This window comes from Geodermatophilus amargosae, from assembly GCF_041028265.1.
GTDB classification, from domain to species: domain Bacteria; phylum Actinomycetota; class Actinomycetes; order Mycobacteriales; family Geodermatophilaceae; genus Geodermatophilus; species Geodermatophilus amargosae_A.
Genome location: NZ_JABGCW010000005.1, coordinates 269,825 through 294,342 on the forward strand (window position 1 = coordinate 269,825; position 24,518 = coordinate 294,342).

Below are 24,518 nucleotides of genomic sequence, written 5' to 3' on the forward strand. Positions count from 1 at the left end.
GGGCCTCCCGTCTCCCGCCACTCCGGTCTCCTGAGTGGTGGGAGGCCGGGGAGGTCCTTCTACTAGCGTCTGACCCATGTCCCGCCGCGCGAAGATCGTCTGCACCCTCGGTCCGGCCACCAGCTCCCTCGAGCAGATCACGGCCCTGGTCGAGTCGGGGATGGACGTCGCCCGGCTCAACTTCAGCCACGGGGCGCACGCCGACCACGAGGCGGCCTACGTCAACGTGCGGCAGGCCTCCGACAAGACCGGGCACGCCGTCGCCGTCCTGGCCGACCTGCAGGGCCCCAAGATCCGCCTCGGCACGTTCGCCGACGGCCCGGTCCACTGGGCCACCGGCAGCCGGGTCTGCATCACCGTCGAGGACGTCCCGGGCACCGCCGAGCGGGTCTCGACCACCTACAAGGGCCTGGCCAACGACGCCCGCGTGGGCGACCGGCTGCTGGTCGACGACGGCAAGCTCGCCCTGTCGGTCGTCTCCGTCGACGGCCCGGACGTGTGGTGCCTGGTCGTCGAAGGCGGCGAGGTCTCCAACAACAAGGGCCTGTCGCTGCCCGGCGTCGCCGTCAGCGTCCCGGCGCTGTCGGACAAGGACGAGGAGGACCTGCGCTTCGCCCTGCACCTGTCGGTCGACTTCGTCGCGCTGTCGTTCGTCCGCTCGCCCGCCGACGTCGAGCTGGTGCGCGACATCATGCGGCAGGAGGACGTCGTCGTCCCGGTCATCGCCAAGCTGGAGAAGCCCGAGGCGGTGGCCAACCTCGACGCCATCGTGGAGGCCTTCGACGGGATCATGGTGGCCCGCGGCGACCTGGGCGTCGAGTTGCCCCTGGAGCAGGTGCCGCTGGTGCAGAAGCGCGCCGTGCAGGCCGCCCGCGAGCGCAACAAGCCGGTCATCGTGGCCACCCAGATGCTCGAGTCGATGATCACCAACTCCCGGCCCACCCGCGCCGAGGCCTCCGACGTGGCCAACGCCGTCCTCGACGGCGCCGACGCGGTGATGCTCTCCGGCGAGACCTCCGTCGGCCGCTACCCGATCGCGGCGGTGCGCACGATGGACCGCATCATCGACGCCGTCGAGAGCGACGACGTGCACGTCCCCGACCTCGTGCGCCGCTCCCGCTCCCGCTCGGGCGCCATCGTGCGCGCGGCCAAGGACATCGGCGAGGCGCTCGAGGTCAAGGCGCTGTGCACCTTCACCCAGACCGGCGAGACCGCGCGCCGGCTGGCCTCGCTGCACCCCCGCCAGCCGCTGCTGGCCTTCACCGTCGACGGCCGGGTGCGCAGCCTGCTGGCGCTGTCCTGGGGCGTGGAGACCTTCCTCGTGCCCTCGGTGGAGCACACCGACGACATGGTGGAGCAGGTGGACTTCTCGCTGCTGTCGATCGGCCGGCTCAGGGTCGGCGACCGCGTCGTCGTCGTCGCCGGCAGCCCGCCCAACACGGTCGGCTCGACCAACCTGATCCGGGTGCACGAAGTCGGCACCGACTCGTGAGCGGTGGGGAGACCCAGGCCGCCGCGCTGATGGGCGTCCTGGACCTCGAGGAGCGCTCGGCCGGCGTCTTCGTGGGGCAGACGCCCACGACCAGGCTGCAGCGCATCTTCGGCGGTCAGGTCGCCGGGCAGGCGCTGATGGCCGCGGCGCGGACGGTGCCCGGCGGGCGCGGCGTGCACTCCCTGCACTCGTACTTCCTGCGGCCCGGCGACCCGCACGAGGAGCTGCGCTACACCGTGGAGCGCATCCGCGACGGCCGGTCCTTCTCCACCCGCCGGGTCATCGCCTGCCAGCGGCGCCGCGGTGAGGACGTCGCCGTCTTCGCGCTGACGGCGGACTTCCACGCCGGCGAGCCGGCCATGGTCACCCACGCCAAGCCGATGCCGGAGGTCCCCGGCCCCGACGAGCTGCGCACGCTGGCCGACCACGCCGCCGGGTACGGCGAGCTGGCCGCCCCGGCGCTGGAGATCAGCCGGGCGGTGGAGCAGCGGCCGCTGGCCGACCCCTTCGCCCCGGAGCCGAAGTCCCCGCCGAGGACCCAGTCGCACGCGTGGTTCCGGGTGGCCGGCCGGCTGCCCGACGACGCCGGCGTGCACGCCGCGGCGCTCACCTTCGTCAGCGACCTGACGCTGCTGTCGGCGGGCCTGGCCCGGGTCGGCGGCGGCTGGGGCGGGCGCTACGTGGGCGCCAGCCTCGACCACGCCATCTGGTTCCACGCACCGGTCCGCGCCGACGAGTGGTTCCTCTACGAGACCGACAGCCCGGCCGCCTCCGAGGGCCGCGCGCTGTGCTTCGGCAGCATCTGGACCGCCGACGGCCGGCACGTGGCCACGGTCGCCCAGGAGGGGCTCATCCGGTCACTGGAGGAGTAGCCGCCACCGGCTGGTCGTCGGCCGGGGCCTGCTCCGGAGCCTGCTCCGCGGCCTGCTCCGACTCCGCCCGCTCCGCCGCCTGCTCGCGCGCGTGGCGGCGTGCCGCCTCCTCCTCGGCCGCCCGGCGCTCGGCCTCCTTGCGCTCGGCCTCCGCCCGCGCCCGCTCGGCGGCCTGCTCGGCGAAGTCGGCCGCCAGCCAGTCGTGGCCCTCGCACAGCAGCGCCCATGCCCGCTCGACGTGCGCCCGCGTCGTCGTGGGCGCGCCGATGGCCACCCGCAGCACGACCGCGCCGCGCACGGTGGTGTGGGTCAGGTACACCTCGCCGCCGTCGTCGAGCCGCTCGAGCAGGGTCATGGTGGCCACGTCGGCGTCCACGTCGGCCGGCCAGCGGGGCTTCAGGCAGACGAGCGACAGCGGGTGCGGCGTGGCGACGTCGAAGCGGTCGTCGGCGTCGGCCCAGCCGGCCAGCTCCTGCGCCAGCGCGACCCCGGATCGGACGTGCGCGCGCAGTCCCGCGGCGCCGTACCAGCGCAGGACCGCCCACAGCTTGAGCGCCCGGAAGCGACGGCCCAGCTCGATCTGCCAGTCGCGGTAGTCGACGACGGCGCCGGCGTCGGTGGCGGCGTTGCGCAGGTACTCGGGGAGGATCGCCAGCGCCCCGGTCAGCGCCGCGCGGTCGGCCACCCAGAACAGGGTGGCGTCGAAGCCGGTGAGCAGCCACTTGTGCGCGTCGGTGGTGTAGCTGTCGGCCTCCTCGACGCCGGCCTGCAGCGCCCGCAGCTCCGGGGCGACGGCGCTGACGCCCGCGTAGGCGGCGTCCACGTGCAGCCAGACGCCGTACCTCCGGCAGACCGCCCCGATCTCGGCCAGCGGGTCGATCGCCGTGGTCGACGTGGAGCCGACCGTGGCGCAGACCAGCACGGGGCGGTACCCGCGGGCGGTGTCGCGCTCGAGGCGGGCCGCCAGCGCGGCCGGGCGCATGGCGAGGTCGCCGTCGACCTCCACGATCCGGACGGCGTCGGTGCCCAGGCCGGCGATGCGCACCGCCTTCTCCATCGACGAGTGCGTCTCGGAGGAGACGTAGACCGTGTACTCGTCGGGCAGCACGCCGTGCCGGACGGTGGCCCCGCCGCTCGCGCGGTGCAGGGCCGCCAGCAGCGCGACCAGGTTGGCGCCGGAGCTCGAGTCCTGCACGACACCGCCGCCGGTGCCGGTGGAGCGGAAGGACGCCGGCAGCCCGAGCAGGTCGGCCAGCCAGTCCATGACGTGCTGCTCGAGCTCGGTGGCCGCCGGGCTGGTCACCCAGGACATGCCCTGGACGCCGAGGCCGGCCGAGAGCAGGTCACCGAGCACCGACGGGCCGGAGGTGTTGGCGGGGAAGTAGGCGAGGAAGCCCGGGTGCTGCCAGTGCGTGACGCCCGGCAGCACGACCCGGTCGAGATCGGCGAGGACGGCGGAGAACGGCTCGCCCTGCTCGGGCGCCGACGGCGGCAGCGCGGCGCGGACGTCGCCGGGGGAGACCTGCGAGCGGACGGGGAAGGACTCGATGCGCGACCAGTAGTCGGCGATCCAGTCGACCACCTCGTGACCGTGCTGCCGGAACTGCTCGGGCGTCATGTGGGGCACGGGCTCGCTCACCCCGACACCGTATGCGGTGCCCGACGGCGGGCCGCAGGACGAGGACGCCGGGACGAGAGCCGCCCCGCGAGGCGGTTCGAGGAGTGGGGCCGGAGGCCTCCGCGACGAGGACCGGGACGGGCTCCGCGGCCGTGGGGACGGCACGTGGCCGCGGTGCGGTCCGGAGGACCGCAGTGTCGTCGTGCCCCCGGTGCGACTCGAACGCACACTGCGCGGGTTTTGAATCCGCTCCCTCTGCCGATTGGGGTACGGGGGCAGGTGCTGCGACCGAGGTCGCAGCCCGGTCAGCGTAACCGGGCAGCCGCTCCCGGCCGTCGTCGCTAGGCTCCTCCGCGTGAGCAGCGAGCCGACCCGGGTCCTCATCGCGGAGGACGAGGCACTCATCCGCCTCGACCTCAAGGAGATGCTCGAGGAGGAGGGGTACGTCGTCGTCGCCGAGGCCGGCGACGGGCAGACCGCCGTCGACAGGGCACGCGAGCTGACCCCCGACCTGGTCATCCTCGACATCCAGATGCCGGTCCTCGACGGGCTCGCGGCCGCCGAGCAGATCGCCTCGGACCGGATCGCCCCGGTCATCGTGCTGACCGCCTTCAGCCAGCGCGAGCTGGTCGAGCGTGCCCGCGACGCCGGCGCGATGGCCTACCTGGTCAAGCCGTTCTCCAAGAACGACCTCGTGCCGGCCATCGAGGTGGCCCGCGCCCGCTTCACCGAGATGACCGCGCTCGACGGCGAGGTCCGCACGCTCGAGGAGCGCCTCGAGGCCCGCAAGGTCGTGGAGAAGGCCAAGGGCCGGCTCATGGCGGAGCAGGGGATGACCGAGGCAGAGGCGTTCCGGTGGATCCAGCGCACGGCCATGAACGAGCGCACGTCGATGAGGGCACTCGCCGAGCGCATCCTGACCGCGGACGCGACGACGGCGGAGGGCACACCCTCCTGAGTGAGCCGGGACAGGCCCGTAACAGAGCAGGTCACGACCTCGTCACGGTCTCTCCGCACCCACTTCCACTCCCCGGCACAGCGGTTAGGTTCTGCGGACTGACGGGGCCCCGGCACGCCCGGAGCCCGCCGGACCGACGCTCGACAACTGGGAGTTGCTGGATGCGCACGCGTACCTACGCCCGCAGCATCGCCGTCACGTCCGCCGCCCTCGTCGTCCTCTCCGCCTGCAGCGGTGGCGGGGACGACAGCGGTGGCGGCTCGGGCGGCGAGGCCGCCGAGGGCGGCGGCGAGAAGCAGGTCAACATCTACGGCACCGACGGCAACATGGGGTCCACCCTCGGGGAGGACTTCGAGGAGGAGGGGGCCCTGGCCGGGATGAGCGGCACGCTGCCCCTCACCGAGCTGTCCGGTGACTTCACCGAGCGGCTCCTGCAAGTCGACCCGGAACTGGGCAACACGTTCAACTACGCCGGCGAGACCTACGACGCCATCGTCATCACGGCGCTGGCGGCGCAGCTGGCCGGCACGAACGACGCCAATGTCTTCAAGGCCTACGTCAACGGCACCACCACCGGTGGCGAGAAGTGCGACACCTTCCAGGCCTGCATCGACATCGTCAACGCCGGGGGCAACCCCGACTACGACGGCATCAGCGGCCCGCTGGCCTTCGTCGACGCCGGTGAGCCGGCGGCGGCGAGCTTCGGCATCCAGACGTTCGGCGACGACAACGCGATCGACGACTCGCAGACCGAGTTCGTCCTCGCCGGCGACGAGGCCAACGCCACCACCGACGAGGGCCCCGCTCCCGCGCCCCCCGGCACCACCGGCGAGCAGCTGGTCGTCGGCACCCTGCTGCCGCTGACCGGTGACCTCGCCTTCCTCGGGCCCCCGGAGGTCGCCGGCGCCAAGCTGGCCGTGCAGGAGATCAACGCCGCGGGTGGTGTCCTGGGTCAGGACATCCGCCTCGAGGAGGGTGACTCCGGCGACGCCACGACCGACACCGCCACGCAGACCGTCGACCGCCTCCTGCAGGCCGGCGTCAACGTGATCGTCGGTGCGGCGTCCTCGACCGTCAGCCTCAACGTGATCGACCGGATCACCGCGGCCGGCGTCATGCAGATCAGCCCGGCCAACACGTCGGACCAGTTCACGACGTACAACGACAACGGTCTGTTCTTCCGGACCGCGCCGCCGGACGTCCTGCAGGCCCGCGCCCTGGCCGACCTGCTCGCCGAGGACGGCAACAACACCATCGGGATCCTCGCCCGCAACGACGCCTACGGCAACGGCCTCGCGGAGAACACCCGCCAGAACCTGCTCGCCGGCGGTCTGAGCGAGGACCAGGTCGTGAACGTCATCTACGACCCCAACGCGGCGAACTTCGACGCCGAGGTCCAGCAGATGGTGGAGCTCAACCCCGACGGCATCGTCGTCATCGGGTTCAACGAGTCCTCCCGGATCATCGAGGGGCTCAACGAGAACGGCATCGGCCCGCAGCGCTGATCCACCTCGTCCCGGGCAGCGGCCCGGCACCCCACCCGGGGTGCCGGGCCGCTGTCGTTCCCGGCACCGGGCGCACCGCCCAGGTGCCGCAGCCCTGCGTCCCAGGGTGGCGGGATCGCGCGATCTCGGAGGCCCCCGGGCCGTGGACGTGCGAGATCGCGGGACGTCGACCGGGCGGGCGGTCCGGGACGGACGACGGAGGCCGGCGCCCCCGCGGGGACACCGGCCTCCGTCGTGCCGTGCGGGAGCTCACTGGGCCTTGGCGAGGGTCCCCAGGTAGAGCTCGATGACCTTGGGGTCGGTCATGAGCGACCGGCCGGTGTCGGTGTAGGCGTTGCGGCCCTGGTCGAGGACGTAGCCGCGGTCGCAGATCTGCAGGCACCGCCGCGCGTTCTGCTCGACCATGATGATCGAGACGCCGGTGGCGTTGATCCGCCGGCAGCGGATGAACACCTCGTCCTGGTACGCGGGGGACAGGCCCGCCGACGGCTCGTCGAGCAGCAGCACCGACGGGTCCATCATCAGCGCCCGGCCCATGGCGACCATCTGCCGCTCACCGCCGGAGAGCGACCCGGCCTTGCCCTTGCGCCGCTCGCCGAGCAGCGGGAACAGGTCGATGACGTAGTCGAAGCGCTCCTTGAAGGTCTTCGACCGCAGGTAGACGCCCATCTGCATGTTCTCCTCGATGGTCAGCGAGGGGAACACGTTGTTGTTCTGCGGGACGTAGCCGACGCCGAGGGACACCAGCCGGTGGGCCGGCGCCGAGGTGATGTCCTCGCCGCGCAGGGACACCCGGCCCGAGCGGACCGGGATCAGCCCGAAGAGGGTCTTGAGCAGCGTCGACTTGCCGGCCCCGTTCGGGCCGATGATGCCGACGAGCTCGCCCTCCTGCAGGTAGAAGTCGCAGCCGCGCAGGATGTTCACGCCGGGCACGTAGCCGGCGACGAGGTCGTCGGCGCGCACCAGGGCGCCCTCCGCGAGGCGGAGGTGCTCCTCACGGGTGGCGGCCTTCTCCGCGGGGGAGAGCTCGGTGCTCCCGGCCGCGGCCTCGTCGGCCCGGGTGACGTCCTCGCCGGACTCGTCGACCTCGAACAGCGGATCGCTCAACGCTCGGTCCTCCCGGTCGTGCTGTCGGTCCCCAGCACCTCGCCGCCGCCGTGCTCCTCCTGCGCGATGGCCGCCTCCGCCTGGGCGAGGACCCGGTCCTCCTCCTCGACGGTGAGCGGCGCGTCGTGGTGCGCGCCGAGGTAGGCGTCGACGACGGCCTGGTTCTGGCTGATCGACTCCGGCGGGCCCTCCGCGATCACGCGGCCGGCGGCCATGACGACCACCCAGTCGCTGATGTCCCGGACGACGTCCATGTCGTGCTCGACGAAGATCACCGTCATGCCCTCCTCGCGGAGGTCCTTGACGTGGCCGAGCAGGCTCTGCGTCAGTGCGGGGTTCACCCCGGCCATCGGCTCGTCGAGCATGACGACCTTCGGGTCGCTCATCAGCGCCCGGGCCATCTCGAGCAGCTTGCGCTGGCCGCCCGACAGGGTGCCGGCGAACTCGTCCTTCTTGGCGTCGAGCTTGAACCGCCGCAGCAGGTCCATCGCCTTGGCGGTGTTCGCCTTCTCCTGGGACCGCCAGGTGCCGGGGACCAGGGCGCGCAGGAAGCTCTCCCCGCGCTGGCCCTGGGCGCCGAGCAGCATGTTCTCCAGCACGGTCAGCCGCGACAGCGCCTTGGTCAGCTGGAAGGTGCGGACGACGCCGAGCCGGGCCACCTGGTGCGGCGCGAGCTTGCCCAGCGACCGGCCGTCGAAGGTCCACGTGCCGGTGTTGGGCTGGTCGAAGCCGGTGAGCAGGTTGAACAGCGTCGTCTTGCCGGCGCCGTTGGGGCCGATCAGGCCGGTGATGCCACCGCGCTGGACCTCCAGGTGGTCGACCGACACGGCGGTCAGGCCGCCGAAGGTGCGCGTGACGTGGTCGACCACGACCACCGGGTCGGGCTTGGCGACGCCGACCTCCCACGGGAGGTCGCGCAGCGCCGCCTGGGCCAGCCGCTGGGGAGCGCGGCCGGTGCCGGCGGCGCCCTTCTGCAGCGAGGCCGCGGTCGCGCCGGGCGGGGTGTCCTCAGCGGGCATCGAGCATCACCTCTCGTCGGTCACCGAAGATGCCCTGCGGACGGAAGACCAGCAGCAGCATCAGACCCAGGCCCACGAGCACGAACCGGATCTGTGCGACGTCGGTGGCCGACAGCAGTCCCTCCGGGATGACGCCGTTGTTGATCAGTGCCCGCAGACCGGTGTCGGCGAACTGGATGACGAACAGCAGGATGATCGCGCCCACGACCGGCCCGAGCACCCGCGCGGCGCCGCCGAGGATGAGCACGGCGTAGGCCAGGAAGGTGTTCGCGTTCTGGAACTGGTCGGGGTTCGCGGCACCGGTACCGATGACGTACACCATGCCACCGAGGCCGCCGATCACGCCGCCGAGCACGAGCGACTGCATCTTGTAGAGGTAGACGTTCTTGCCCAGGGCGCGCACGGCGTCCTCGTCCTCGCGGATCGCCTTGAGCACCCGCCCCCACGGGCTGCGCATCAGCAGCCACACGAGCAGGCACAGCAGCGCGACGAGCAGCCAGCCCACCAGCGCCACCCAGAGCTCGCCGCCGCTCCAGCGGGTGCCGAGCACGGAGTAGCGCTGACCGGTGTCCCACGGCGCCAGGGACACGAAGTCGCCGTTGAACGCCGAGAGGCCGCGCGTGCCTCCGGTGACCTCGCTCGCCGAGACCGACCGGAACAGCAGCCGTAGCCCCTCCGCCGAGGCGATGGTCGCGATGGCCAGGTAGTCCGCGCGCAGCCGCAGGGTCGGCAGACCGAGCAGCAGGGCGAGGACGACGGTCGCCACGATGCCGACCAGCACGCCGACCCAGAAGTTCAGGCCCCACTGGGACACCGAGATGGCGATCCCGAAGCCGCCGAGCATGGCGAAGGCGATCTGGCCGAAGTTGAGCAGGCCGGTGTAGCCGAAGTGCACGTTGAGGCCGATGGCCAGCAGCGCGAAGAAGACGGCCTGGAAGCCGAGCGCCGACTTGCCGGCGACGGCGAACGCGTTGAGGAGGTCGCCCATGGCTCAGCCGATCCGTGCGCGGCTGCCCAGGATCCCCTGGGGCCGGATGACGAGGATGACGATGAGGAGCAGCAGCCCGCCGACGTACTTGACGTCGTTGGGGATCACCAGCGTCGACATCTGGACGAAGACGCCGACGATGACGCTGCCCACCAGGGCGCCGTAGGCCGTGCCGAGCCCGCCGAGCGTGACGCCGGCGAACATGAGCAGCAGCAGCTGGAAGCCCATGTCCCAGCGGACCTGGTCGGACAACCCCAGCAGGACGCCGCCGAGGGCCGCGAGGCCGCCGCCCATCATCCAGACGACGAGGATGACCCGGTTGACGTTGATGCCCGACGACGCGGCCAGGTCGCGGTTGTCCGCCACCGCCCGCATCGCCTTGCCGATCTTGGTGCGCTGCAGCATGAGCGCGACGAGCACCAGCACGACGACCGAGATGACGATCGAGACCAGCGACTGGTTGGTCAGGCGGAACAGGCCGTAGTCGACCGCCCGCGAGGTGCCCAGGCCCTGGTAGGGGTTGGAGCCGCCGCCGTAGAGGATCTGGATCAGGTACCGCAGCAGCAGCGACAGGCCGATCGAGACGACGAGCGCGGCCACCAGCCCGGTGCCCCGGCGGCGCAGCGGCCGCCACAGGCCCAGTTCGTTCAGCGCGCCGAAGGCCGCGCCACCGATCATCGCGATGATCGCCGCCGGGAGGAGCGGGACGCCGAGGCCGGTGTTGACCCACCAGGCGAACAGGGCGCCGATGGTGACCAGCTCGCCGTGGGCGAAGTTGGTCAGGCCGGTGGTGCCGAAGATCAGCGACAGGCCGACGGCGGAGATCGCGATGAGCAGGCCGAACCGCAGTCCGTCGACCAGCAGCTGGATGGCCTGGATGTTGCCGCTGCCCGAGCCCTGGGTGCCGTCGTTGAGGCCGAACTGCACCGGCTGGCGCCGTCCGACGTCGACCGTGACCGTCCGGCTGTCCTCGCCGGTGATGACGACGCCCTCGGGGAGCGAGTCGGCGTCGATGCTGACGGTGTACTGGCCGGCGCCGGGGACCTCGACGGCGAACTTCCCGTCCTCGTCGGTCTCCACGCTCTCGACCTCGTCACCGTCGGCGGTGGCGACCGTGACCTCGATGCCCTCGATCGGGCCGCTGCGTCCGGTCTGCAGCGTGCCGACGATCGTCTCCCCCTCGGCACTCGCGACGCCGGGGACGAGCAGGGCCAGGCCGGTGGCGGCGACGAGGACGAGGACGAGCCGCAGCAGCACCCCGCGGAGGGCGGTCCCGGGGCCCGGGCGGATCGCGCTCCGGAGCGGCTCGGGTCGCCCCGCAGTGGCTGACGGGTGCCTCACACAACCTCCCTGGTCGTGGCAGTGGAGGCGTGACGGTAACCCAGGCGTGTTGCGTCCCCGGTCCCTCGTCGCCGCACTGTGATCTAAGAGCGACGCGCCGACGTCCCCGTCGCCGTGATCACTCCCGTCCCAGGACCGGCGCGTCGGCGCGGCGGCCGGGGGTGCGGGGTGCACGCTCGGCGGCACCGTCCAGGGGGGTGTCCCGTGTCAGGTTCCGGCCAGCGGTCCCGCGTCGTCACGCGCACGGCGCGGCCCGACGACCTGCCCGCCGTCCTCGCGCTGGTGCGCCAGCACCGCGCCGAGGCCCACGCGGAGGGCGTCCTCACCGGTCAGGTCCCGGGGACGGCCGCGGCGGCCGGGTTCCGCCGGCTGCTGGCCGACCCGGCGCACCGGGTCGTCCTCGCCGTCCTGCCCGGGGCGAACGCGGCGACGGCGTCCGGTGCGGGGGAGGTCGTCGTCGGGCTGGCCGTCCTGGGGCTGGACCCGCTCTCGACGGTGCTCGGCGTCCCGCAGGTCACCGTGGACAACCTCGTGGTGCACCGCGAGCACCGCCGCCGCGGAGCCGGCGCCGCGCTGCTCGCGGCCTCCGCCGGGTACGCCGCGGAGGTCGGCGCCGAGCACGTCGTCGCGGCGGTCGGCGGGCACGAGGCCGAGCGGCAGCGCTTCTTCGCGCGGATGGGGTTCGCGCCGCTCACCACCCGCCGGATCGTGCCGCGCGAGACGCTGGCCCGGTCGCTGGCCGCCTGGCAGCGCGGCGGGGTCCCGGTTCCCCGCCGGCCGCTCGCGCGGCGCCGCCCGGTGCCGCGGGTGCTGCCCGTGGCCGCGGAGGTCTAGGGGAGGCTCAGGCCGGGAGGATCGCGCAGGTCAGCCGCGCGGTGGCCGTGGTCCGGCCCCGGTCGTCGGTGACCTCGATGAGGAACGTCGACAGCGTGCGGCCGGTGCGCGCCGGCGTGCAGACGGCGGTCACCGTGCCCTTCGTGGCCGCGCGCAGGTAGCTGGCGTTGAGCTCCACGCCCACGGCCTTCCTGCCCGGCCCGGCGTTGAGCATCGCCGCCCAGGAGCCGATCGTCTCGACCAGCGAGCACGTCGCGCCGCCGTGCAGGAGGCCGAAGGGCTGCTGGTTGCCCTCCACCGGCATCGTCGCCACCATCCGGGCCGGGTCGTAGTCGACGATCGTGATGCCGAGCTTGTCGTCGAGCGGGCTGCTCGCGCTCGGGGGCAGCCAGTCCGGGGGAGCGGTGGTCACGCCCGGCACGGTAGTCAGCGCCAGGACGACGTCCCCGCCGGACCCTCGGGCCGTCGTCGGGCGCACCTAAGATCGGCGGCGATGTCCGCTCCGGTCACCACCACAGAGTCCGCCGCCCCCACGAGCCCGGGGACGCGGCCACGGCTGCTGTTGCTCGACGGGCACTCCCTGGCCTACCGGGCCTTCTTCGCGCTGCCGGTGGAGAACTTCTCCACCACCACGAGCCAGCCGACGAACGCCGTCTACGGCTTCACGTCGATGCTGATCAACGTGCTGCGCGACGAGCAGCCCACCCACCTCGCGGTGGCCTTCGACGTCGGCCGGCAGACCTTCCGCAGCGAGATCTACGCCGCGTACAAGGCCAACCGCAGCGAGAGCCCCACCGACTTCCGCGGGCAGGTCAGCCTCATCCAGGAGGTGCTCGCCGCCCTGCACGTCCCGGTGATCACCGCGCCGGGCTTCGAGGCCGACGACGTCATCGCCACGCTCACCGTCCAGGCCGTCGAGCAGGACATGGACGTGCTGATCTGCACCGGCGACCGCGACGCGCTGCAGCTGGTCAACGAGCACGTGACCGTGCTCTACCCGCGCAAGGGCGTGTCCGACCTGACCCGGTTCACGCCGGAGGAGGTCGAGGCCAAGTACGGCCTCACGCCGCGGCAGTACCCCGACTTCGCCGCGCTGCGGGGGGACCCGAGCGACAACCTGCCGAGCATCCCGAGCGTGGGGGAGAAGACCGCCGCCAAGTGGGTCCGCGAGTACGGCTCCCTCGACGAGCTCGTCGACCGCGTGGACACGGTCAAGGGCAAGGTGGGGGAGAAGCTGCGCGAGCACCTGTCCTCGGTGCTGCAGAACCGGCGGCTCACCGAGCTCGACCGGTCCGTGGCGCTGGAGCTGGGCCCCCAGGACCTCGCGGTCCGCGCGTGGGACCGCAACGAGGTGCACACGCTCTTCGACAACCTGCAGTTCCGCGTGCTGCGCGACCGGCTGTTCGCCACGCTGACCAGCGCCGAGCCCGAGGTCGAGGGCGGCTTCGACGTCACCGCCGACGACGTCCCCGCCGGCGGGCTCTCGGCCTGGCTCGACGCGCACGCCCGCACCGGGCGGACCGGCGTGGTCCTCCGCGGGACGTGGGGGCGGGGCACCGGCGAGCTGACCGGGTTGGCGCTGGCCGCCGCCGACGACCACTCCGTCTTCGTCGACCTCGGCCCCGACCTCGACGTCGCCGACGAGCAGGCGCTGGCCGCCTGGCTCGCCGACCCGGGCGCCGGGAAGGTCGCCCACGACGTCAAGGGCCCGCTGCTGGCGGTCTGGGCGCGCGGCTGGGACCTGCAGGGACTGGTCAGCGACACCGCGCTGGCCGCCTACCTGGCGACGCCGGGGCAGCGCTCCTTCGACCTCGGCGACCTCTCGGTGCGCTACCTCAAGCGCGAGCTCAGGGACACCGCCGAGCCCGAGAGCCAGATGACCCTCGACGGGCTGGGGCCGAGCGAGGCCGACCTGGCGGCCGAGGCCGCCCACGCCGACGTCCTCAAGGCCGTCGCGGTCAACGACCTCTCCGACGCCCTCGAGCAGGTGCTCGGCCAGCGCGGCGGCGACCACCTGCTCGGCGAGATCGAGCTGCCGCTGACGCGCGTGCTCGCCGGCATGGAGCGGACCGGCATCGCCGTCGACACCGACCTGCTGCACGAGCTGCAGCGCGAGTTCGCCGAGGGCGTGGCCGCCGCGGCCGCCGAGGCCTACGCCGTGATCGGCAAGGAGATCAACCTCGGATCGCCCAAGCAGCTGCAGGCGGTCCTGTTCGACGAGCTCGGCCTGCCCAAGACCAAGAAGATCAAGAGCGGGTACACCACCGACGCCGAGGCGCTGACCGGCCTGCTGGCCTCGACCGGGCACCCGTTCCTGGAGCACCTGCTGCGCCACCGCGACGTCACCCGGCTGCGCACGGTCATCGACGGGCTGATCCCCATGGTCGACGACGCCGGGCGCATCCACACGACCTTCCAGCAGACGATCGCCGCCACCGGCCGGCTGTCCTCGATCGACCCGAACCTGCAGAACATCCCGATCCGCACCGCCGAGGGCCGCCGCATCCGGCGGGCGTTCGTCGTGGGGCCGGGCTTCGAGTCGCTGATGACGGCCGACTACAGCCAGATCGAGATGCGGATCATGGCGCACCTGTCCGAGGACGCCGGCCTCATCGAGGCGTTCACCTCCGGTGAGGACCTGCACTCCTTCGTCGCCTCGCGGGCCTACGACATCCCCATCGAGCAGGTGGACCCGGAGATGCGGCGCCGGATCAAGGCGATGAGCTACGGCCTGGCCTACGGCCTGTCCGCCTACGGCCTGGCCGCGCAGCTGCGCATCTCCACCGAGGAGGCGCGCGAGCAGATGCACGCCTACTTCGAGCGCTTCGGCGGGATCCGCGAGTACCTCGACGGCGTCGTCGACGACGCCCGCCAGACCGGCTACACCGAGACGACGCTGGGCCGCCGCCGCTACCTGCCCGACCTCACCAGCGACAACGGGCAGCGGCGGCAGATGGCCGAGCGGATGGCGCTCAACGCCCCGATCCAGGGCTCCGCGGCCGACGTCATCAAGGTCGCCATGCTGGGTGTCCAGCGGGCCATCGAGGCCGCGGGGCTGCGCTCACGGATGCTGCTGCAGGTGCACGACGAGCTCGTGCTCGAGGTGGCGCCGGGGGAGCGGGAGGCGCTGGAGACCGTCGTCCGCCGCGAGATGGCCGGCGCCGCCTCGCTGTCGGTGCCGCTCGAGGTCTCGGTCGGCCTCGGCGCCAGCTGGGACGCCGCGGCCCACTGACGGAGGACCCCGACCCTCCACCTGCGGTGGAGGGTCAGGGTCGGTGTGCGACCAGGATCATCGTGCCGGGGACCAGGGCGCCGCGGGCCGGCGACCACTGGCCCCACTCCTGGGTGCGGCCCGGCGTCCACTCCGGCTCGACCAGGTCGTCGAGGACCAGGCCCGCGCCGACGACGGCGCGCACCCAGTCGCCGACCGTGCGGTGGTGCTCGACGTAGACCGTCCGCCCCCCGCCGTCGGTCTCCACGTACGGCCGCCGGTCGAAGTAGGACGAGACCACCCGCAGGTCGTCGGGGTCGGGGGAGTCCGGCAGCGGCCAGCGGAACGGGTGGTTGACCGACGCGGCGACCCGCCCGCCCGGGCGCAGCACCCGCGCCACCTCGGCCAGCGCCCCCTCGACGTCGGCCACGAACGGCAGCCCGCCGAAGGCCGAGCAGACGACGTCGACGGACGCGTCGGCCAGCGGCAGTGCGCCGGCGTCGGCCTGCAGCAGCGGCACGGCGACCCCGGTGGACCGGTTCAGCTCCGCGGCGCGGGCGAGCATCCCGGCCGACAGGTCCAGCGCGACGACGTCGGCCCCGGCCCGCCGCAGCCACCGCGCGCACGGCGCCGATCCGCAGCCGACCTCGAGCACCCGGCGCCCGGCGACGTCGCCGAGCAGGGAGGCGTCGGCCTCGCGCAGACCCTCGGGGCACCACAGGAAGTCGACCTCGCCCAGGTCCCCGCCGTGCTCGGCGAGGTAGGCCGGCGCGGCGGCGTCCCACCAGCCGCGGTTCGCGCGGACCGACTCCGCGGACCCCGCCGGCCGGCGCTCGACACCCCCGGCGGCCGGGTAGCCGTCGGAGCCGAGGGGGAGCTCGGGCGGCGGGACCATGACACGCCCAGCGTGACACGCCGCCGGGGGCCGGCAGAGGTCGCCCACCCAGGTGGACCCGGGTGCGCACGCGTCCGTACCATGGGGATGCGCCAGAGGTCTGTCAGTGCTGTCCCCACCAGGGATCGGCCCGCGCCGGCTCTCCCCGCTCCCGCGGTCACCCGGCCGCGGTACCCCGTCCCTACGCACCCCCCGTCCGGAGCACTCGACCACATGACCTCCACCCAGGTCCGTCCCGACAGCACCCCCCAGGTCGCGGTGAACGACATCGGCACCGCCGAGGACTTCCTCGCCGCGATCGACCAGACGATCAAGTACTTCAACGACGGCGACATCGTCGAAGGCGTCATCGTCAAGGTCGACCGGGACGAGGTGCTGCTGGACATCGGCTACAAGACCGAGGGCGTCATCCCCTCGCGTGAGCTGTCCATCAAGCACGACGTCGACCCCAACGAGGTCGTCAAGGTCGGCGACGAGGTGGAAGCCCTCGTCCTCCAGAAGGAGGACAAGGAAGGCCGCCTGATCCTGTCCAAGAAGCGCGCCCAGTACGAGCGCGCCTGGGGCACGATCGAGGCCAAGAAGGAAGCGGACGAGGTCGTCACCGGCACCGTCATCGAGGTCGTCAAGGGCGGCCTGATCCTCGACATCGGCCTGCGCGGGTTCCTCCCCGCCTCGCTGGTCGAGATGCGCCGCGTCCGCGACCTGCAGCCCTACGTGGGCCGCGAGCTCGAGGCGAAGATCATCGAGCTCGACAAGAACCGCAACAACGTCGTCCTCTCCCGCCGGCAGTGGCTGGAGCAGACGCAGTCCGAGGTCCGCAGCGAGTTCCTCAACAAGCTCGCCCGCGGCCAGGTGCGCACCGGCGTCGTCTCCTCGATCGTCAACTTCGGCGCGTTCGTCGACCTGGGCGGCGTGGACGGCCTCGTGCACGTCTCCGAGCTGTCCTGGAAGCACATCGACCACCCGTCCGAGGTCGTCGAGGTGGGCCAGGAGGTCACCGTCGAGGTCCTCGACGTCGACCTCGACCGCGAGCGGGTCTCCCTGTCGCTGAAGGCGACGCAGGAGGACCCGTGGCGCCAGTTCGCCCGCACCCACCAGATCGGCCAGGTCGTGCCGGGCAAGGTCACCAAGCTGGTGCCCTTCGGTGCGTTCGTCCGGGTCGACGAGGGCATCGAGGGCCTGGTCCACATCTCCGAGCTGGCCGAGCGCCACGTGGAGATCCCGGAGCAGGTCGTGCAGGTCGGCGACGAGATCCTCGTCAAGGTCATCGACATCGACCTCGACCGGCGCCGCATCTCGCTGTCGCTCAAGCAGGCCAACGAGGGCGTCGTCGGCGACGAGGAGCAGTTCGACCCCGCCGCCTACGGCATGTCCGCGTCCTACGACGACCAGGGCAACTACATCTACCCGGAGGGCTTCGACCCCGAGACGGGTGAGTGGCTCGAGGGCTACGACGAGGCCCGCGAGACCTGGGAGCGGCAGTACGCCGAGGCCCAGGCCCGGTTCGAGGCGCACCGCAAGCAGATCGCCGCGGCCCGCGAGGCCGACGCCGAGGCTGCTGCCGGGGGCAACTACACCTCCGGCGGTGCCGAGCCCGGCCCCGAGGCCGCCACGGGTGGCACGCTGGCCAGCGACGAGGCGCTCGCCGCGCTGCGGGCCAAGCTCGCCGGCGGGGAGTGACCCGCTGACCGTCGGCTGACGGTCCGATCGACGACGGAGGCCCAGGACCCGCGAGGTCCTGGGCCTCCGTCGTGCACGCACCTCGCCGGGAGGCGCAGGAGGAGGGGTGCCCGCCCGCCGTCCCCGTCCGGGCGGGCACCCGGTCTGTGGCGGCCCCGGCAGGGGGCCGTTCCTCAGAGGCTGAGGATGATCGCGAACGCCGAGCGCGGGCGGCCACCGGCGGCGGCGAGCGCCTGCCAGGTGTGCCGGCCGGCCGGTGCGGCGTCGAGCAGCCAGCGCAGGAAGGTGGTGCGGCGCGACGGCGTGGCCGGCTGCACCGCGAGACGCTCCCGGACGGCAGGCAGGTCGGCCACCCGGATGCCGCCGGCGCGCTCCGCCCGGTGCCGTCCCGGGGTACGGGGACCGGCGGGGACCGTCGCGACGGCGGTGCGGGACTGCGACATCGGAGTGCCTGCCTCTCTCGGCTGCGTCCCCCTCCATGGGGAACCGACGTGGCGGACGTTAAGAGGAGTGACGGGTGTGACTGGAGCGACGCGCCGCGCCGGGCGGGCAGGTGTTACCCGTCCGTGACCGCTGTCCGCGTGCTCGTTACCGTCCGTACGTGCTGCGGATCGGGTTGACCGGCGGGATCGGGTCGGGGAAGAGCACGGTGGCGGCGCTGCTGGCCGCCCGCGGGGCGCTGGTGGTGGACGCCGACCGGATCGCGCGGGAGGTCGTCGAACCCGGCACGCCGGGGCTGGCCGCCGTGGTGGCCGCGTTCGGCCCCGGCGTGCTCACCGTCGAGGGGGTGCTGGACCGCCCGGCGCTGGCCTCGATCGTGTTCGCCGATCCGGAGGCGCGGGCGCGGCTGGACGGCATCGTCCACCCGCTGGTGCGGGCGCGGGCGCGGGAGCTGATCGGCGCCGCCCCGCCCGACGCCGTCGTCGTGCAGGACGTGCCGCTGCTGGTGGAGACCGGCCAGGCCGGCGTGCACGACCTCGTGCTCGTCGTCGAGGCGGACCTGGAGACGCGGGTGGCGCGGCTGGGGCTGCGCGGCCTGTCCGAGCAGGACGCCCGCGCCCGCATCGCCGCCCAGGCCACCGACGCGCAGCGGCGCGCCGTGGCCGACGTCGTCCTGGACAACAGCGGCGCCCCCGAGGACCTGGCCGGGCAGGTCGAGCGGTTCTGGGACGAGCACGTGGCGCCGGCCGTGGGCGGGCAGCGCTAGCCCGGGGACGGCCGGGGCCCGGGACGACGAGAGCCCCGGACCGCGAGGGTCCGGGGCTCTGCGTGCTGGTGGGCGATACTGGGTTCGAACCAGTGACCTCTACCGTGTCAAGGTAGCGCTCTACCACTGAGCCAATCGCCCGAGTCCGGTCGGCTGACCGGCCCGCTCCACCGCGCTGCTGCGAGGAGGCGAGGTGGAGACGGGATTTGAACCCGTGTAGACGGCTTTGCAGGCCGTTGCCTCGCCTCTCGGCCACTCCACCGCACACACGGGCGCCGGTCTCGCGACCAGCGCCCGAGGTCCCGAGCGGACGACGGGATTCGAACCCGCGACCCTCACCTTGGCAAGGTGATGCTCTACCAACTGAGCCACGTCCGCGTTGCTGTGCTGCTGTGTTTCCGTGTCGCTGTCGTGCAGAGAGGACGATACCCGACCCGGGGAGGGGGTTTCACGGGGGGTCCCCCCGCTGGATCACCGTGCCCCGGGGTCGGCGCCGCCGCCGGAGAGCAGTGCGGCCAGCGCGTCGTCGACGTCGAGCGCCGCGGTCTCCTGCCCCGAGGGCACGAGCTCCTCGGTGCGCTGGAGGAAGGCGGCCACCGTGGCGCGGGACAGCTCGAACAGCGCCTCGCCGGAGGGCGCGCGCAGGTGCAGGTAGAGCACGTCGCCGCTGGTGCGGGCCGGCCAGACCCGCACGTCGCCGTCGCCGGCCGGCCGCTCCAGCCCGTCGGCGAGCAGCTCCCGGCCCAGGAGCCAGGTGATGCCGTCGTCGACCGGGTCCCCGGCGTCGCCGAAGCCGATGCGCACCGCGAAGGGGTCCGACATCGCGTAGGTGAGGACGGCGGGCACCTCGGTCCAGGAGGTGGGGCCGACCAGGTACAGCGTCGTGGGGACGGAGTACCCGGGGGAGGTGCGGTCTGCCATGTCGCCTCGATCCATGTTCCGTAGAACGACCGGAACGGCCGGATGTTGCGCCGACCGGGCTCCGGGCGTGTCGCCCGTGCGGGCTGAGGCCGCGGAGGTCGCCTTCTGGACCGGTCCACGGACCTCGCCGGGTCGGGGCAGGGACCTCGGCTGGGGGACTCCTACCCCGCGTGGTGAACCATGATGCCTGTCTGACACGAACGCGGCGTGTGACGATGGGAGCCGTGACGCGTCCGGCACGACGTCCGGAGGGGGACTCCGGCGACGCGGACCTGATCGTGCGGGTGCGCGCCGGGGACCGGGGTGCCGTCGACGACCTCTACGACCGGTTCCGCCGGCCCGCCTTCGCCCTGGCCCGCCGGATCCTCGCCGACGACACCCTCGCCGAGGACGTCGTGCAGGACGTCTTCCTCACCGTGTGGCGCGATCCGCACGCCTACGACGGCGCCCGCGGCAGCTTCGCCTCGTGGCTGATGGCGATGGTGCACCACAAGGCCGTCGACGCCGTCCGCCGCGAGGAGTCCCACCGCCGCCGCCAGGCCCGCGCCGAGGACGACCTCGCGCTCAGCGCGCCCACGAGCGCCCGCGACGTCGAGGACGACGCCTGGACCCGCCTGGTGGCCGAGCGGGTGCGCACCGCCCTCGGGACGCTGCCCGACGCCCAGCGGGAGGCCCTCACGCTCGCCTACTACGGCGGCTACACCCAGCGGGAGGTCGCCGCCCTGACCCGCGCCCCGCTGGGCACGGTCAAGACCCGCATGCTCGCCGGGATGCGCCGGCTCAAGGAGGAGCTCGGCGCGGTCGGCGGAGCCACCGCCGGCGGCGCCCTCAGCGGTCCCGCCGCGGTCGACGGAGGTGCTCGGTGAACCCGCGCCACGACGACCACGAGCCCTACGACGAGCTCGCCGTCGGCTGGGCGCTGCACGCGCTCGAGCCCGAGGACGAGGCGCTCTTCGGCGCGCACCTGCCGAGCTGCCCCCGCTGCACCCGGACGGTCGCCGAGACCTCCGAGGTGATGGCGGCGCTGGCCGGCGACCTCCCGCAGGCCCAGCCCGGCGAGGGACTGCGCGACCGGCTGCGCGCCGCCGTCGAGCAGACCGAGCAGCTGCCGCCCCCGGCCGGCGTCGAGCTGCCCGCCGGCACGACCGCCGACCTGCCGTCCGGGGCCACCGCGGCCTCCGGCAGACGTCGCCGCACCGACGTCCCGGCGGCCACCGGCTTCCCGGGCTACGCGCCGCCGCAGGCCGGGCCGCCGGTCCCGGAGGAGCGCACCGCGTGGCGCCGGGTGCTGCCCAACGCGCTGGTCGCCGCCGCCGTGGCCGCGATCCTGGCGCTGGGCACCTGGAACGTCGTCCTCGGCTCCGCCCGCGACGAGGCGCAGGAGGTCGCCGCCGAGCAGCAGCGGGTCGTCGAGGCCCTGCTGCAGCCGGGCCGCGCGACGATCGCGCCCGTCCAGCGCGACGGCGACGGCGAGCGCGTGGCCACCGTCGTCGCCCGGGAGGCGCAGCTGGAGGTCGTCACCCACGGACTGCAGGTCAACGACAGCAGCACCAGCGTGTACGTGGTGTGGGGGATGGCCGACGACGCGCCCGTGGCGCTCGGCACCTTCGACGTCGTCTCCCCACAAACGGACCTCCGGACCGTAGGCTCCGCCTCGACCGGGCTGGACGGTTACGTGGGGTACGCGATCAGCATCGAGCCCGGTCGTCAGGCTCCGTCGGAACCGTCGGACGTGGTGGCGAGCGGGCAGGTGACCAGCTGAGCGAACAGGACACGGTGCCCCCGCCCCCGCGGGCGCGACGGGCACGGCCGACCGCGGAGGAGCGGCGGGAGCAGTACGCGCACGACGGCCACCACAGCCTGCGCGAGCGCGTCGCCGACACCGGCTGGCGCCGCCGCCTGGGTGCCCGCCGCTCGCTGGACCACGCCTACCGCGTCTGCGTGGGCATCGTCGGCGCCGTGATCGTCGCCGTCGGCCTGGTCACCATCCCGCTGCCCGGTCCCGGCTGGCTGACCGTCATCGCCGGCCTGTTCGTGCTCGCCACCGAGTTCACCTGGGCCGAGCGGCTGCTGGAGTACACCAAGCGCCACGTGACGGCCTGGACCGAGTGGCTGGGCCGCCAGCCGGTCTGGGTGCGGCTGGGCATCGCCCTGCTGACGGCGGCCTTCGTCTACGGCGTCGTGGTGGTCACGTTGCACGTGATGGGCGTGCCGGACTGGATGCCGGGGTGGGTGCCGCTCTGGCGGTGACCGTCTGGCATCATGGACGGCGCAGCGGGCGATTGGCTCAGTGGTAGAGCGCTTCGTTCACACCGAAGAGGTCACTGGTTCGAACCCAGTATCGCCCACGCGCACGGAGGGCCAGGGGAACCCGGGGACGGGGGAGCCTGGCCCTCCGTCGTGATCGGGACCCCGGCTCAGCGGGTCCGGTAGCGCGCGTAGACGAGCCCGCTGTCGAAGGAACGCTCCTCGACCAGCTCGAGATCGAGGCGCACGCCGTCGGGGAAGAACCGCTTGCCGCCGCCGACCACGCTCGTGGTGATGAACAGGTGGTACTCGTCCACCAGGCCGGCCGCGATCGCCTGGGCGGCGAGGTTCGGCCCGTCGACGGAGAGGTCGGCCTCGGCCTCGTCCTTGAGCCTGCGTACCGCGTCCGGGTCGAAGGTCCGCTCGATGCGGGTCCGCTCGCTCGACACCGACTCCAGCGTCGTGGAGTACACGACCTTCTCGGCGGCCTGCCAGTCGCGCGCGTACTGCACGATGTGCGGCGGCGCGTCGAGCTCGGTGTGCGCGGTCTCCCAGAAGACCATCGTCTCGTACATGCGCCGGCCGTAGAGGTACGTGCCGAGGGAGCGGAAGACGTCGCCGACGAAGGTGTGCACCTCCGGGTCGTCGGCCCCGGTCCCGAGGCCGCCCTCGGCCGCCTCGGCATAGCCGTCGAGCGAGGTGATCATCGAGTAGACGAGCCTGGCCATGCGTCTCCTCCGGGTACGGGCGCGTGGGTCTCCGAGTGGTCCTGGAGGCCGTGACCCGCGCGGGCCCCGGGACTCATCGGCCGGCCCGGGCCCCCGGGGGCCCGGGCCGGCCGCCGTCTCAGGCCGCGGGGCCGTAGGTCAGGTGCGCCACGCCGTTGCTCAGCTGCTCGACGCCGAGCAGGGACAGGTTCGTCTGCGGCCGGCCCTCGGGGAACAGCCGGATGCCCGAGCCGACGGCGACCGGGTAGACGTAGAGGTGCAGCTCGTCGACCAGGCCGTCGTCGACCAGGCCGCGGACGAGGGTGGCGCTGCCGCTGACGTAGAGGTCGTGGTCGGCCTTGAGCGCGCGGATCCGGTCGGCGTCGTAGCCGCCGAGGACGGTCGAGTTCTGCCACACGCCCTCGGCGTCGGCCAGCGTCGAGGAGACGACGTACTTGGTGGTGTCGTTGAAGAACGGCGCGCCCGGGTCCTCCTCCACGGTCCGCGTCGACCAGGCCGGGGCGAACATCTCGAAGGTGGTGCGCCCGAGCAGGATGCCCGTGGCCGGCGCGGTCAGCGCACCGATGGACGTGGCCAGGTCGTCGGGGAAGCCGTAGTCCATCGTCCACATCGGCGCGTCGACGACCCCGTCGACGGTGGTGAACTCGTGCACCCGGATGACGCCCATGTCTGCTCTCCTCGCGAGGTCGGTCGGTTCCGTGGGTCAGACCCTGGCCGATCCCGTCGCTCATCGGTGGCGGACCCGCCGGGTGGCCGGGCGGCGCCGCCGGGGGACGTGGCCGATCCCTCAGGCGCCGCGGCGCGGCCCGGCGCACCATGGAGGGGATGGCACTGGACAGGGCCGCCCGTCTCGAGGCGGCCGTGGAACGGGACGGCCCCACCTGCATCTGGTGCGGCCGCGCCCTCACCGGGCAGGTCCCCGCCACCACCGAGCACGTCGTGCCGCGGGTCAAGGGCGGCCCGTCGTGGCTGGAGAACGAGGTGGCCGCCTGCGGCCGGTGCAACGGCGAGCGGGGGCACACCGCGCCGGTCGAGTGGCTGGAGGAGTGCCTGCGCCGCGGCTGGCCGGCCGACGAGGCGCGCCTGGCCCGGGTCCTGGCCGACCTGGCCGCCGCGATCTCCGTCCGCGGCGGGCAGCGCAAGGCGCGGCCGTACCTGGAGTCACAGCTCCGCCGGCTGCGCAGGCGCGGCGCCCTCGCCGCCTGACCCCGCGCCGCCTCCACTCCCGCGGTCCGCCGGTCGTAGCGTGACGGCGTGAGCACCCTCGTCGGCATCTCGGTCTACCCGGTGCGCGGCTGCGCCGGGACGGTGCTGCCCCGGGCCGACGTCGGCCCGGCCGGGCTGGCCGGCGACCGCGCGTGGGCCGTCGTCGCGGCGGCCTCGGGCGAGGTCGTGCGCGGGAAGCACGCCCCTGCGCTGGCCGGCGTCGCGGTGACCGGCGACCCGGCCGCCGACGCCGCCGCGGTCGCCGCGGCGCTGGGGGAGCCGGTGCGGCTCGAGCCGCTGGCCGGGCGCCCGGACGGGGGCGCGGCCGTGCACCTGGTCTCCCGCCAGGCGCTGGAGCGGGCGGCCTCGGGGATCGTCCCCGCGGGCTGCGGCGCGGAGGACCCGCGGGCCAACCTCCTCCTCGACCTGCCCGCCGACGACGAGCGCTCGTGGGTCGGCCGGCGGCTGCGGCTGGGCTCGGCGGTGCTGCAGGTCACCCGGCTGCCGAAGCACTGCCTGGGCGTGTACGCCGAGGTGGCCGAGGCCGGGACGGTCGCCGTCGGGGACGAGGTCGTCCCGGCGGGGTCGTCGGAGCGGAGTCGGGTGCCCGGACGGGAGGAGGGCGCTCGTTAGGCTGAGCGGTGCGCGTCCGCCCTGCCGGACGCCGTCCCGAGCACCTCGCGACCCCC

At 73.5% G+C, this 24,518-nt stretch carries 24 protein-coding genes and 5 tRNA genes; 14 read left to right on the forward strand and 15 right to left on the reverse strand.

Annotated elements, in window-relative coordinates; genetic code table 11:
* Positions 1–76: 76 nt before the first annotated feature.
* Both pyk and HLV61_RS08925 read left to right on the forward strand, forming a co-directional pair.
* Complete coding sequence (gene pyk / locus HLV61_RS08920) at positions 77–1,492, forward strand: pyruvate kinase (RefSeq protein WP_369254429.1); 1,416 nt, start codon at positions 77–79, stop codon at positions 1,490–1,492.
* Positions 1,489–2,364: an acyl-CoA thioesterase gene (locus HLV61_RS08925; RefSeq protein WP_369254431.1), complete on the forward strand. Its 876-nt coding sequence runs from the start codon at positions 1,489–1,491 to the stop codon at positions 2,362–2,364. Before pyk ends, HLV61_RS08925 begins: the two co-directional genes overlap by 4 nt.
* Here the strand turns inward: HLV61_RS08925 and HLV61_RS08930 are convergent.
* Positions 2,342–4,003, reverse strand: a complete 1,662-nt coding sequence (locus HLV61_RS08930) for an aminotransferase class V-fold PLP-dependent enzyme (protein WP_369254433.1) — start codon at positions 4,001–4,003, stop codon at positions 2,342–2,344. The two genes, HLV61_RS08925 and HLV61_RS08930, sit on opposite strands and share 23 nt — an antisense overlap.
* Before the next feature lie 182 nt (positions 4,004–4,185).
* Positions 4,186–4,259 (reverse strand) — tRNA-Leu (locus HLV61_RS08935).
* Between the two features lie 78 nt (positions 4,260–4,337).
* Here HLV61_RS08935 and HLV61_RS08940 point away from each other — a divergent pair.
* Together HLV61_RS08940 and HLV61_RS08945 are read left to right on the forward strand one after the other, a co-directional pair.
* Complete coding sequence (locus HLV61_RS08940; RefSeq protein ID WP_369254435.1) at positions 4,338–4,940, forward strand: ANTAR domain-containing response regulator; 603 nt, start codon at positions 4,338–4,340, stop codon at positions 4,938–4,940.
* Between the two features lie 161 nt (positions 4,941–5,101).
* Complete coding sequence (locus tag HLV61_RS08945) at positions 5,102–6,445, forward strand: ABC transporter substrate-binding protein (RefSeq protein WP_369254437.1); 1,344 nt, start codon at positions 5,102–5,104, stop codon at positions 6,443–6,445.
* A gap of 249 nt (positions 6,446–6,694) precedes the next feature.
* Here HLV61_RS08945 and HLV61_RS08950 read toward each other — a convergent pair whose 3' ends face one another.
* Genes HLV61_RS08950 through HLV61_RS08965 form a run of 4 tightly spaced genes read right to left on the reverse strand, consistent with a single transcriptional unit; the run spans position 6,695 to position 10,816 of the window.
* Positions 6,695–7,552, reverse strand: coding sequence for an ABC transporter ATP-binding protein (locus HLV61_RS08950; protein WP_369254439.1), 858 nt, complete (start codon positions 7,550–7,552; stop codon positions 6,695–6,697).
* Positions 7,549–8,571, reverse strand: coding sequence for an ABC transporter ATP-binding protein (locus tag HLV61_RS08955; RefSeq protein ID WP_369254441.1), 1,023 nt, complete (start codon positions 8,569–8,571; stop codon positions 7,549–7,551). The genes HLV61_RS08950 and HLV61_RS08955 overlap by 4 nt, the downstream gene beginning before the upstream one ends.
* Positions 8,561–9,559: a branched-chain amino acid ABC transporter permease gene (locus HLV61_RS08960; protein ID WP_163477933.1), complete on the reverse strand. Its 999-nt coding sequence runs from the start codon at positions 9,557–9,559 to the stop codon at positions 8,561–8,563. Before HLV61_RS08960 ends, HLV61_RS08955 begins: the two co-directional genes overlap by 11 nt.
* A 3-nt stretch (positions 9,560–9,562) precedes the next feature.
* Positions 9,563–10,816, reverse strand: a complete 1,254-nt coding sequence (locus tag HLV61_RS08965) for a branched-chain amino acid ABC transporter permease (RefSeq protein WP_369254443.1) — start codon at positions 10,814–10,816, stop codon at positions 9,563–9,565.
* A 288-nt stretch (positions 10,817–11,104) separates the two neighbouring features.
* Between HLV61_RS08965 and HLV61_RS08970 the strand changes: the two genes are divergently transcribed.
* On the forward strand, positions 11,105–11,734 hold the full coding sequence (locus tag HLV61_RS08970) for a GNAT family N-acetyltransferase (RefSeq protein WP_369254445.1): 630 nt from the start codon (positions 11,105–11,107) through the stop codon (positions 11,732–11,734).
* Between the two features lie 7 nt (positions 11,735–11,741).
* Here the strand turns inward: HLV61_RS08970 and HLV61_RS08975 are convergent, their stop codons facing one another.
* Positions 11,742–12,146: a PaaI family thioesterase gene (locus HLV61_RS08975; RefSeq protein WP_369254447.1), complete on the reverse strand. Its 405-nt coding sequence runs from the start codon at positions 12,144–12,146 to the stop codon at positions 11,742–11,744.
* Positions 12,147–12,227: 81 nt separating this feature from the next.
* Here HLV61_RS08975 and polA point away from each other — a divergent pair, with 81 nt between their 5' ends.
* Positions 12,228–14,966, forward strand: coding sequence for a DNA polymerase I (gene polA / locus HLV61_RS08980; protein ID WP_369254449.1), 2,739 nt, complete (start codon positions 12,228–12,230; stop codon positions 14,964–14,966).
* 34 nt (positions 14,967–15,000) lie between these two features.
* On the opposite strand, the gene HLV61_RS08985 is transcribed toward polA, so the two are convergent.
* Positions 15,001–15,840, reverse strand: a complete 840-nt coding sequence (locus HLV61_RS08985; protein ID WP_369254451.1) for a class I SAM-dependent methyltransferase — start codon at positions 15,838–15,840, stop codon at positions 15,001–15,003.
* 213 nt (positions 15,841–16,053) lie between these two features.
* Between HLV61_RS08985 and rpsA the strand changes: the two genes are divergently transcribed.
* On the forward strand, positions 16,054–17,520 hold the full coding sequence (gene rpsA / locus HLV61_RS08990; protein WP_369254453.1) for a 30S ribosomal protein S1: 1,467 nt from the start codon (positions 16,054–16,056) through the stop codon (positions 17,518–17,520).
* A 173-nt stretch (positions 17,521–17,693) separates the two neighbouring features.
* Here the strand turns inward: rpsA and HLV61_RS08995 are convergent, their stop codons facing one another.
* Complete coding sequence (locus HLV61_RS08995; RefSeq protein WP_369254455.1) at positions 17,694–17,963, reverse strand: hypothetical protein; 270 nt, start codon at positions 17,961–17,963, stop codon at positions 17,694–17,696.
* 158 nt (positions 17,964–18,121) lie between these two features.
* On the opposite strand from HLV61_RS08995, the gene coaE reads away from it, so the two are divergent.
* A complete protein-coding gene (coaE, locus tag HLV61_RS09000; RefSeq protein WP_369254457.1) occupies positions 18,122–18,727 on the forward strand; it encodes a dephospho-CoA kinase in 606 nt (201 codons plus the stop codon).
* A 66-nt stretch (positions 18,728–18,793) separates the two neighbouring features.
* Here coaE and HLV61_RS09005 read toward each other — a convergent pair.
* The 4 genes from HLV61_RS09005 to HLV61_RS09020 form a co-directional block, all read right to left on the reverse strand.
* Positions 18,794–18,868: transfer RNA gene (locus tag HLV61_RS09005), tRNA-Val, on the reverse strand.
* 50 nt (positions 18,869–18,918) lie between these two features.
* A tRNA-Cys gene (locus HLV61_RS09010) sits at positions 18,919–18,989 on the reverse strand.
* Between the two features lie 43 nt (positions 18,990–19,032).
* Positions 19,033–19,105: transfer RNA gene (locus HLV61_RS09015), tRNA-Gly, on the reverse strand.
* Between the two features lie 93 nt (positions 19,106–19,198).
* The gene (locus HLV61_RS09020; RefSeq protein WP_369254459.1) at positions 19,199–19,648 is read right to left on the reverse strand and encodes an SsgA family sporulation/cell division regulator; all 450 of its coding nucleotides are present in this window, start codon (positions 19,646–19,648) and stop codon (positions 19,199–19,201) included.
* A 215-nt stretch (positions 19,649–19,863) separates the two neighbouring features.
* Between HLV61_RS09020 and HLV61_RS09025 the strand changes: the two genes are divergently transcribed.
* From HLV61_RS09025 to HLV61_RS09040, 4 genes are all read left to right on the forward strand, one after another.
* Entirely contained in the window at positions 19,864–20,514 is a 651-nt protein-coding gene (locus HLV61_RS09025) for a sigma-70 family RNA polymerase sigma factor (RefSeq protein WP_369254461.1), read from the forward strand.
* A complete protein-coding gene (locus tag HLV61_RS09030) occupies positions 20,511–21,410 on the forward strand; it encodes an anti-sigma factor domain-containing protein (protein ID WP_369254463.1) in 900 nt (299 codons plus the stop codon). The genes HLV61_RS09025 and HLV61_RS09030 overlap by 4 nt, the downstream gene beginning before the upstream one ends.
* 14 nt (positions 21,411–21,424) lie before the next feature.
* Complete coding sequence (locus HLV61_RS09035) at positions 21,425–21,898, forward strand: TIGR02611 family protein (RefSeq protein ID WP_369254465.1); 474 nt, start codon at positions 21,425–21,427, stop codon at positions 21,896–21,898.
* Positions 21,899–21,924: 26 nt separating this feature from the next.
* Positions 21,925–21,996: transfer RNA gene (locus HLV61_RS09040), tRNA-Val, on the forward strand.
* Between the two features lie 69 nt (positions 21,997–22,065).
* Here HLV61_RS09040 and HLV61_RS09045 read toward each other — a convergent pair.
* Together HLV61_RS09045 and HLV61_RS09050 are read right to left on the reverse strand one after the other, a co-directional pair.
* Positions 22,066–22,623 carry a dihydrofolate reductase family protein gene (locus tag HLV61_RS09045; RefSeq protein ID WP_369254467.1) on the reverse strand — a complete coding sequence of 186 codons (558 nt, stop codon included), beginning with the start codon at positions 22,621–22,623 and terminating at the stop codon, positions 22,066–22,068.
* A 118-nt stretch (positions 22,624–22,741) separates the two neighbouring features.
* Positions 22,742–23,290 (reverse strand): dihydrofolate reductase family protein, encoded by a 549-nt coding sequence (locus HLV61_RS09050; protein ID WP_369254469.1) that lies wholly within the window; start codon positions 23,288–23,290, stop codon positions 22,742–22,744.
* Positions 23,291–23,448: 158 nt separating this feature from the next.
* Here HLV61_RS09050 and HLV61_RS09055 point away from each other — a divergent pair, with 158 nt between their 5' ends.
* Together HLV61_RS09055 and HLV61_RS09060 are read left to right on the forward strand one after the other, a co-directional pair.
* Positions 23,449–23,829 (forward strand): HNH endonuclease, encoded by a 381-nt coding sequence (locus tag HLV61_RS09055; protein ID WP_369254471.1) that lies wholly within the window; start codon positions 23,449–23,451, stop codon positions 23,827–23,829.
* Positions 23,830–23,877: 48 nt separating this feature from the next.
* Complete coding sequence (locus HLV61_RS09060) at positions 23,878–24,462, forward strand: MOSC N-terminal beta barrel domain-containing protein (protein ID WP_369254473.1); 585 nt, start codon at positions 23,878–23,880, stop codon at positions 24,460–24,462.
* Positions 24,463–24,518: the final 56 nt, after the last annotated feature.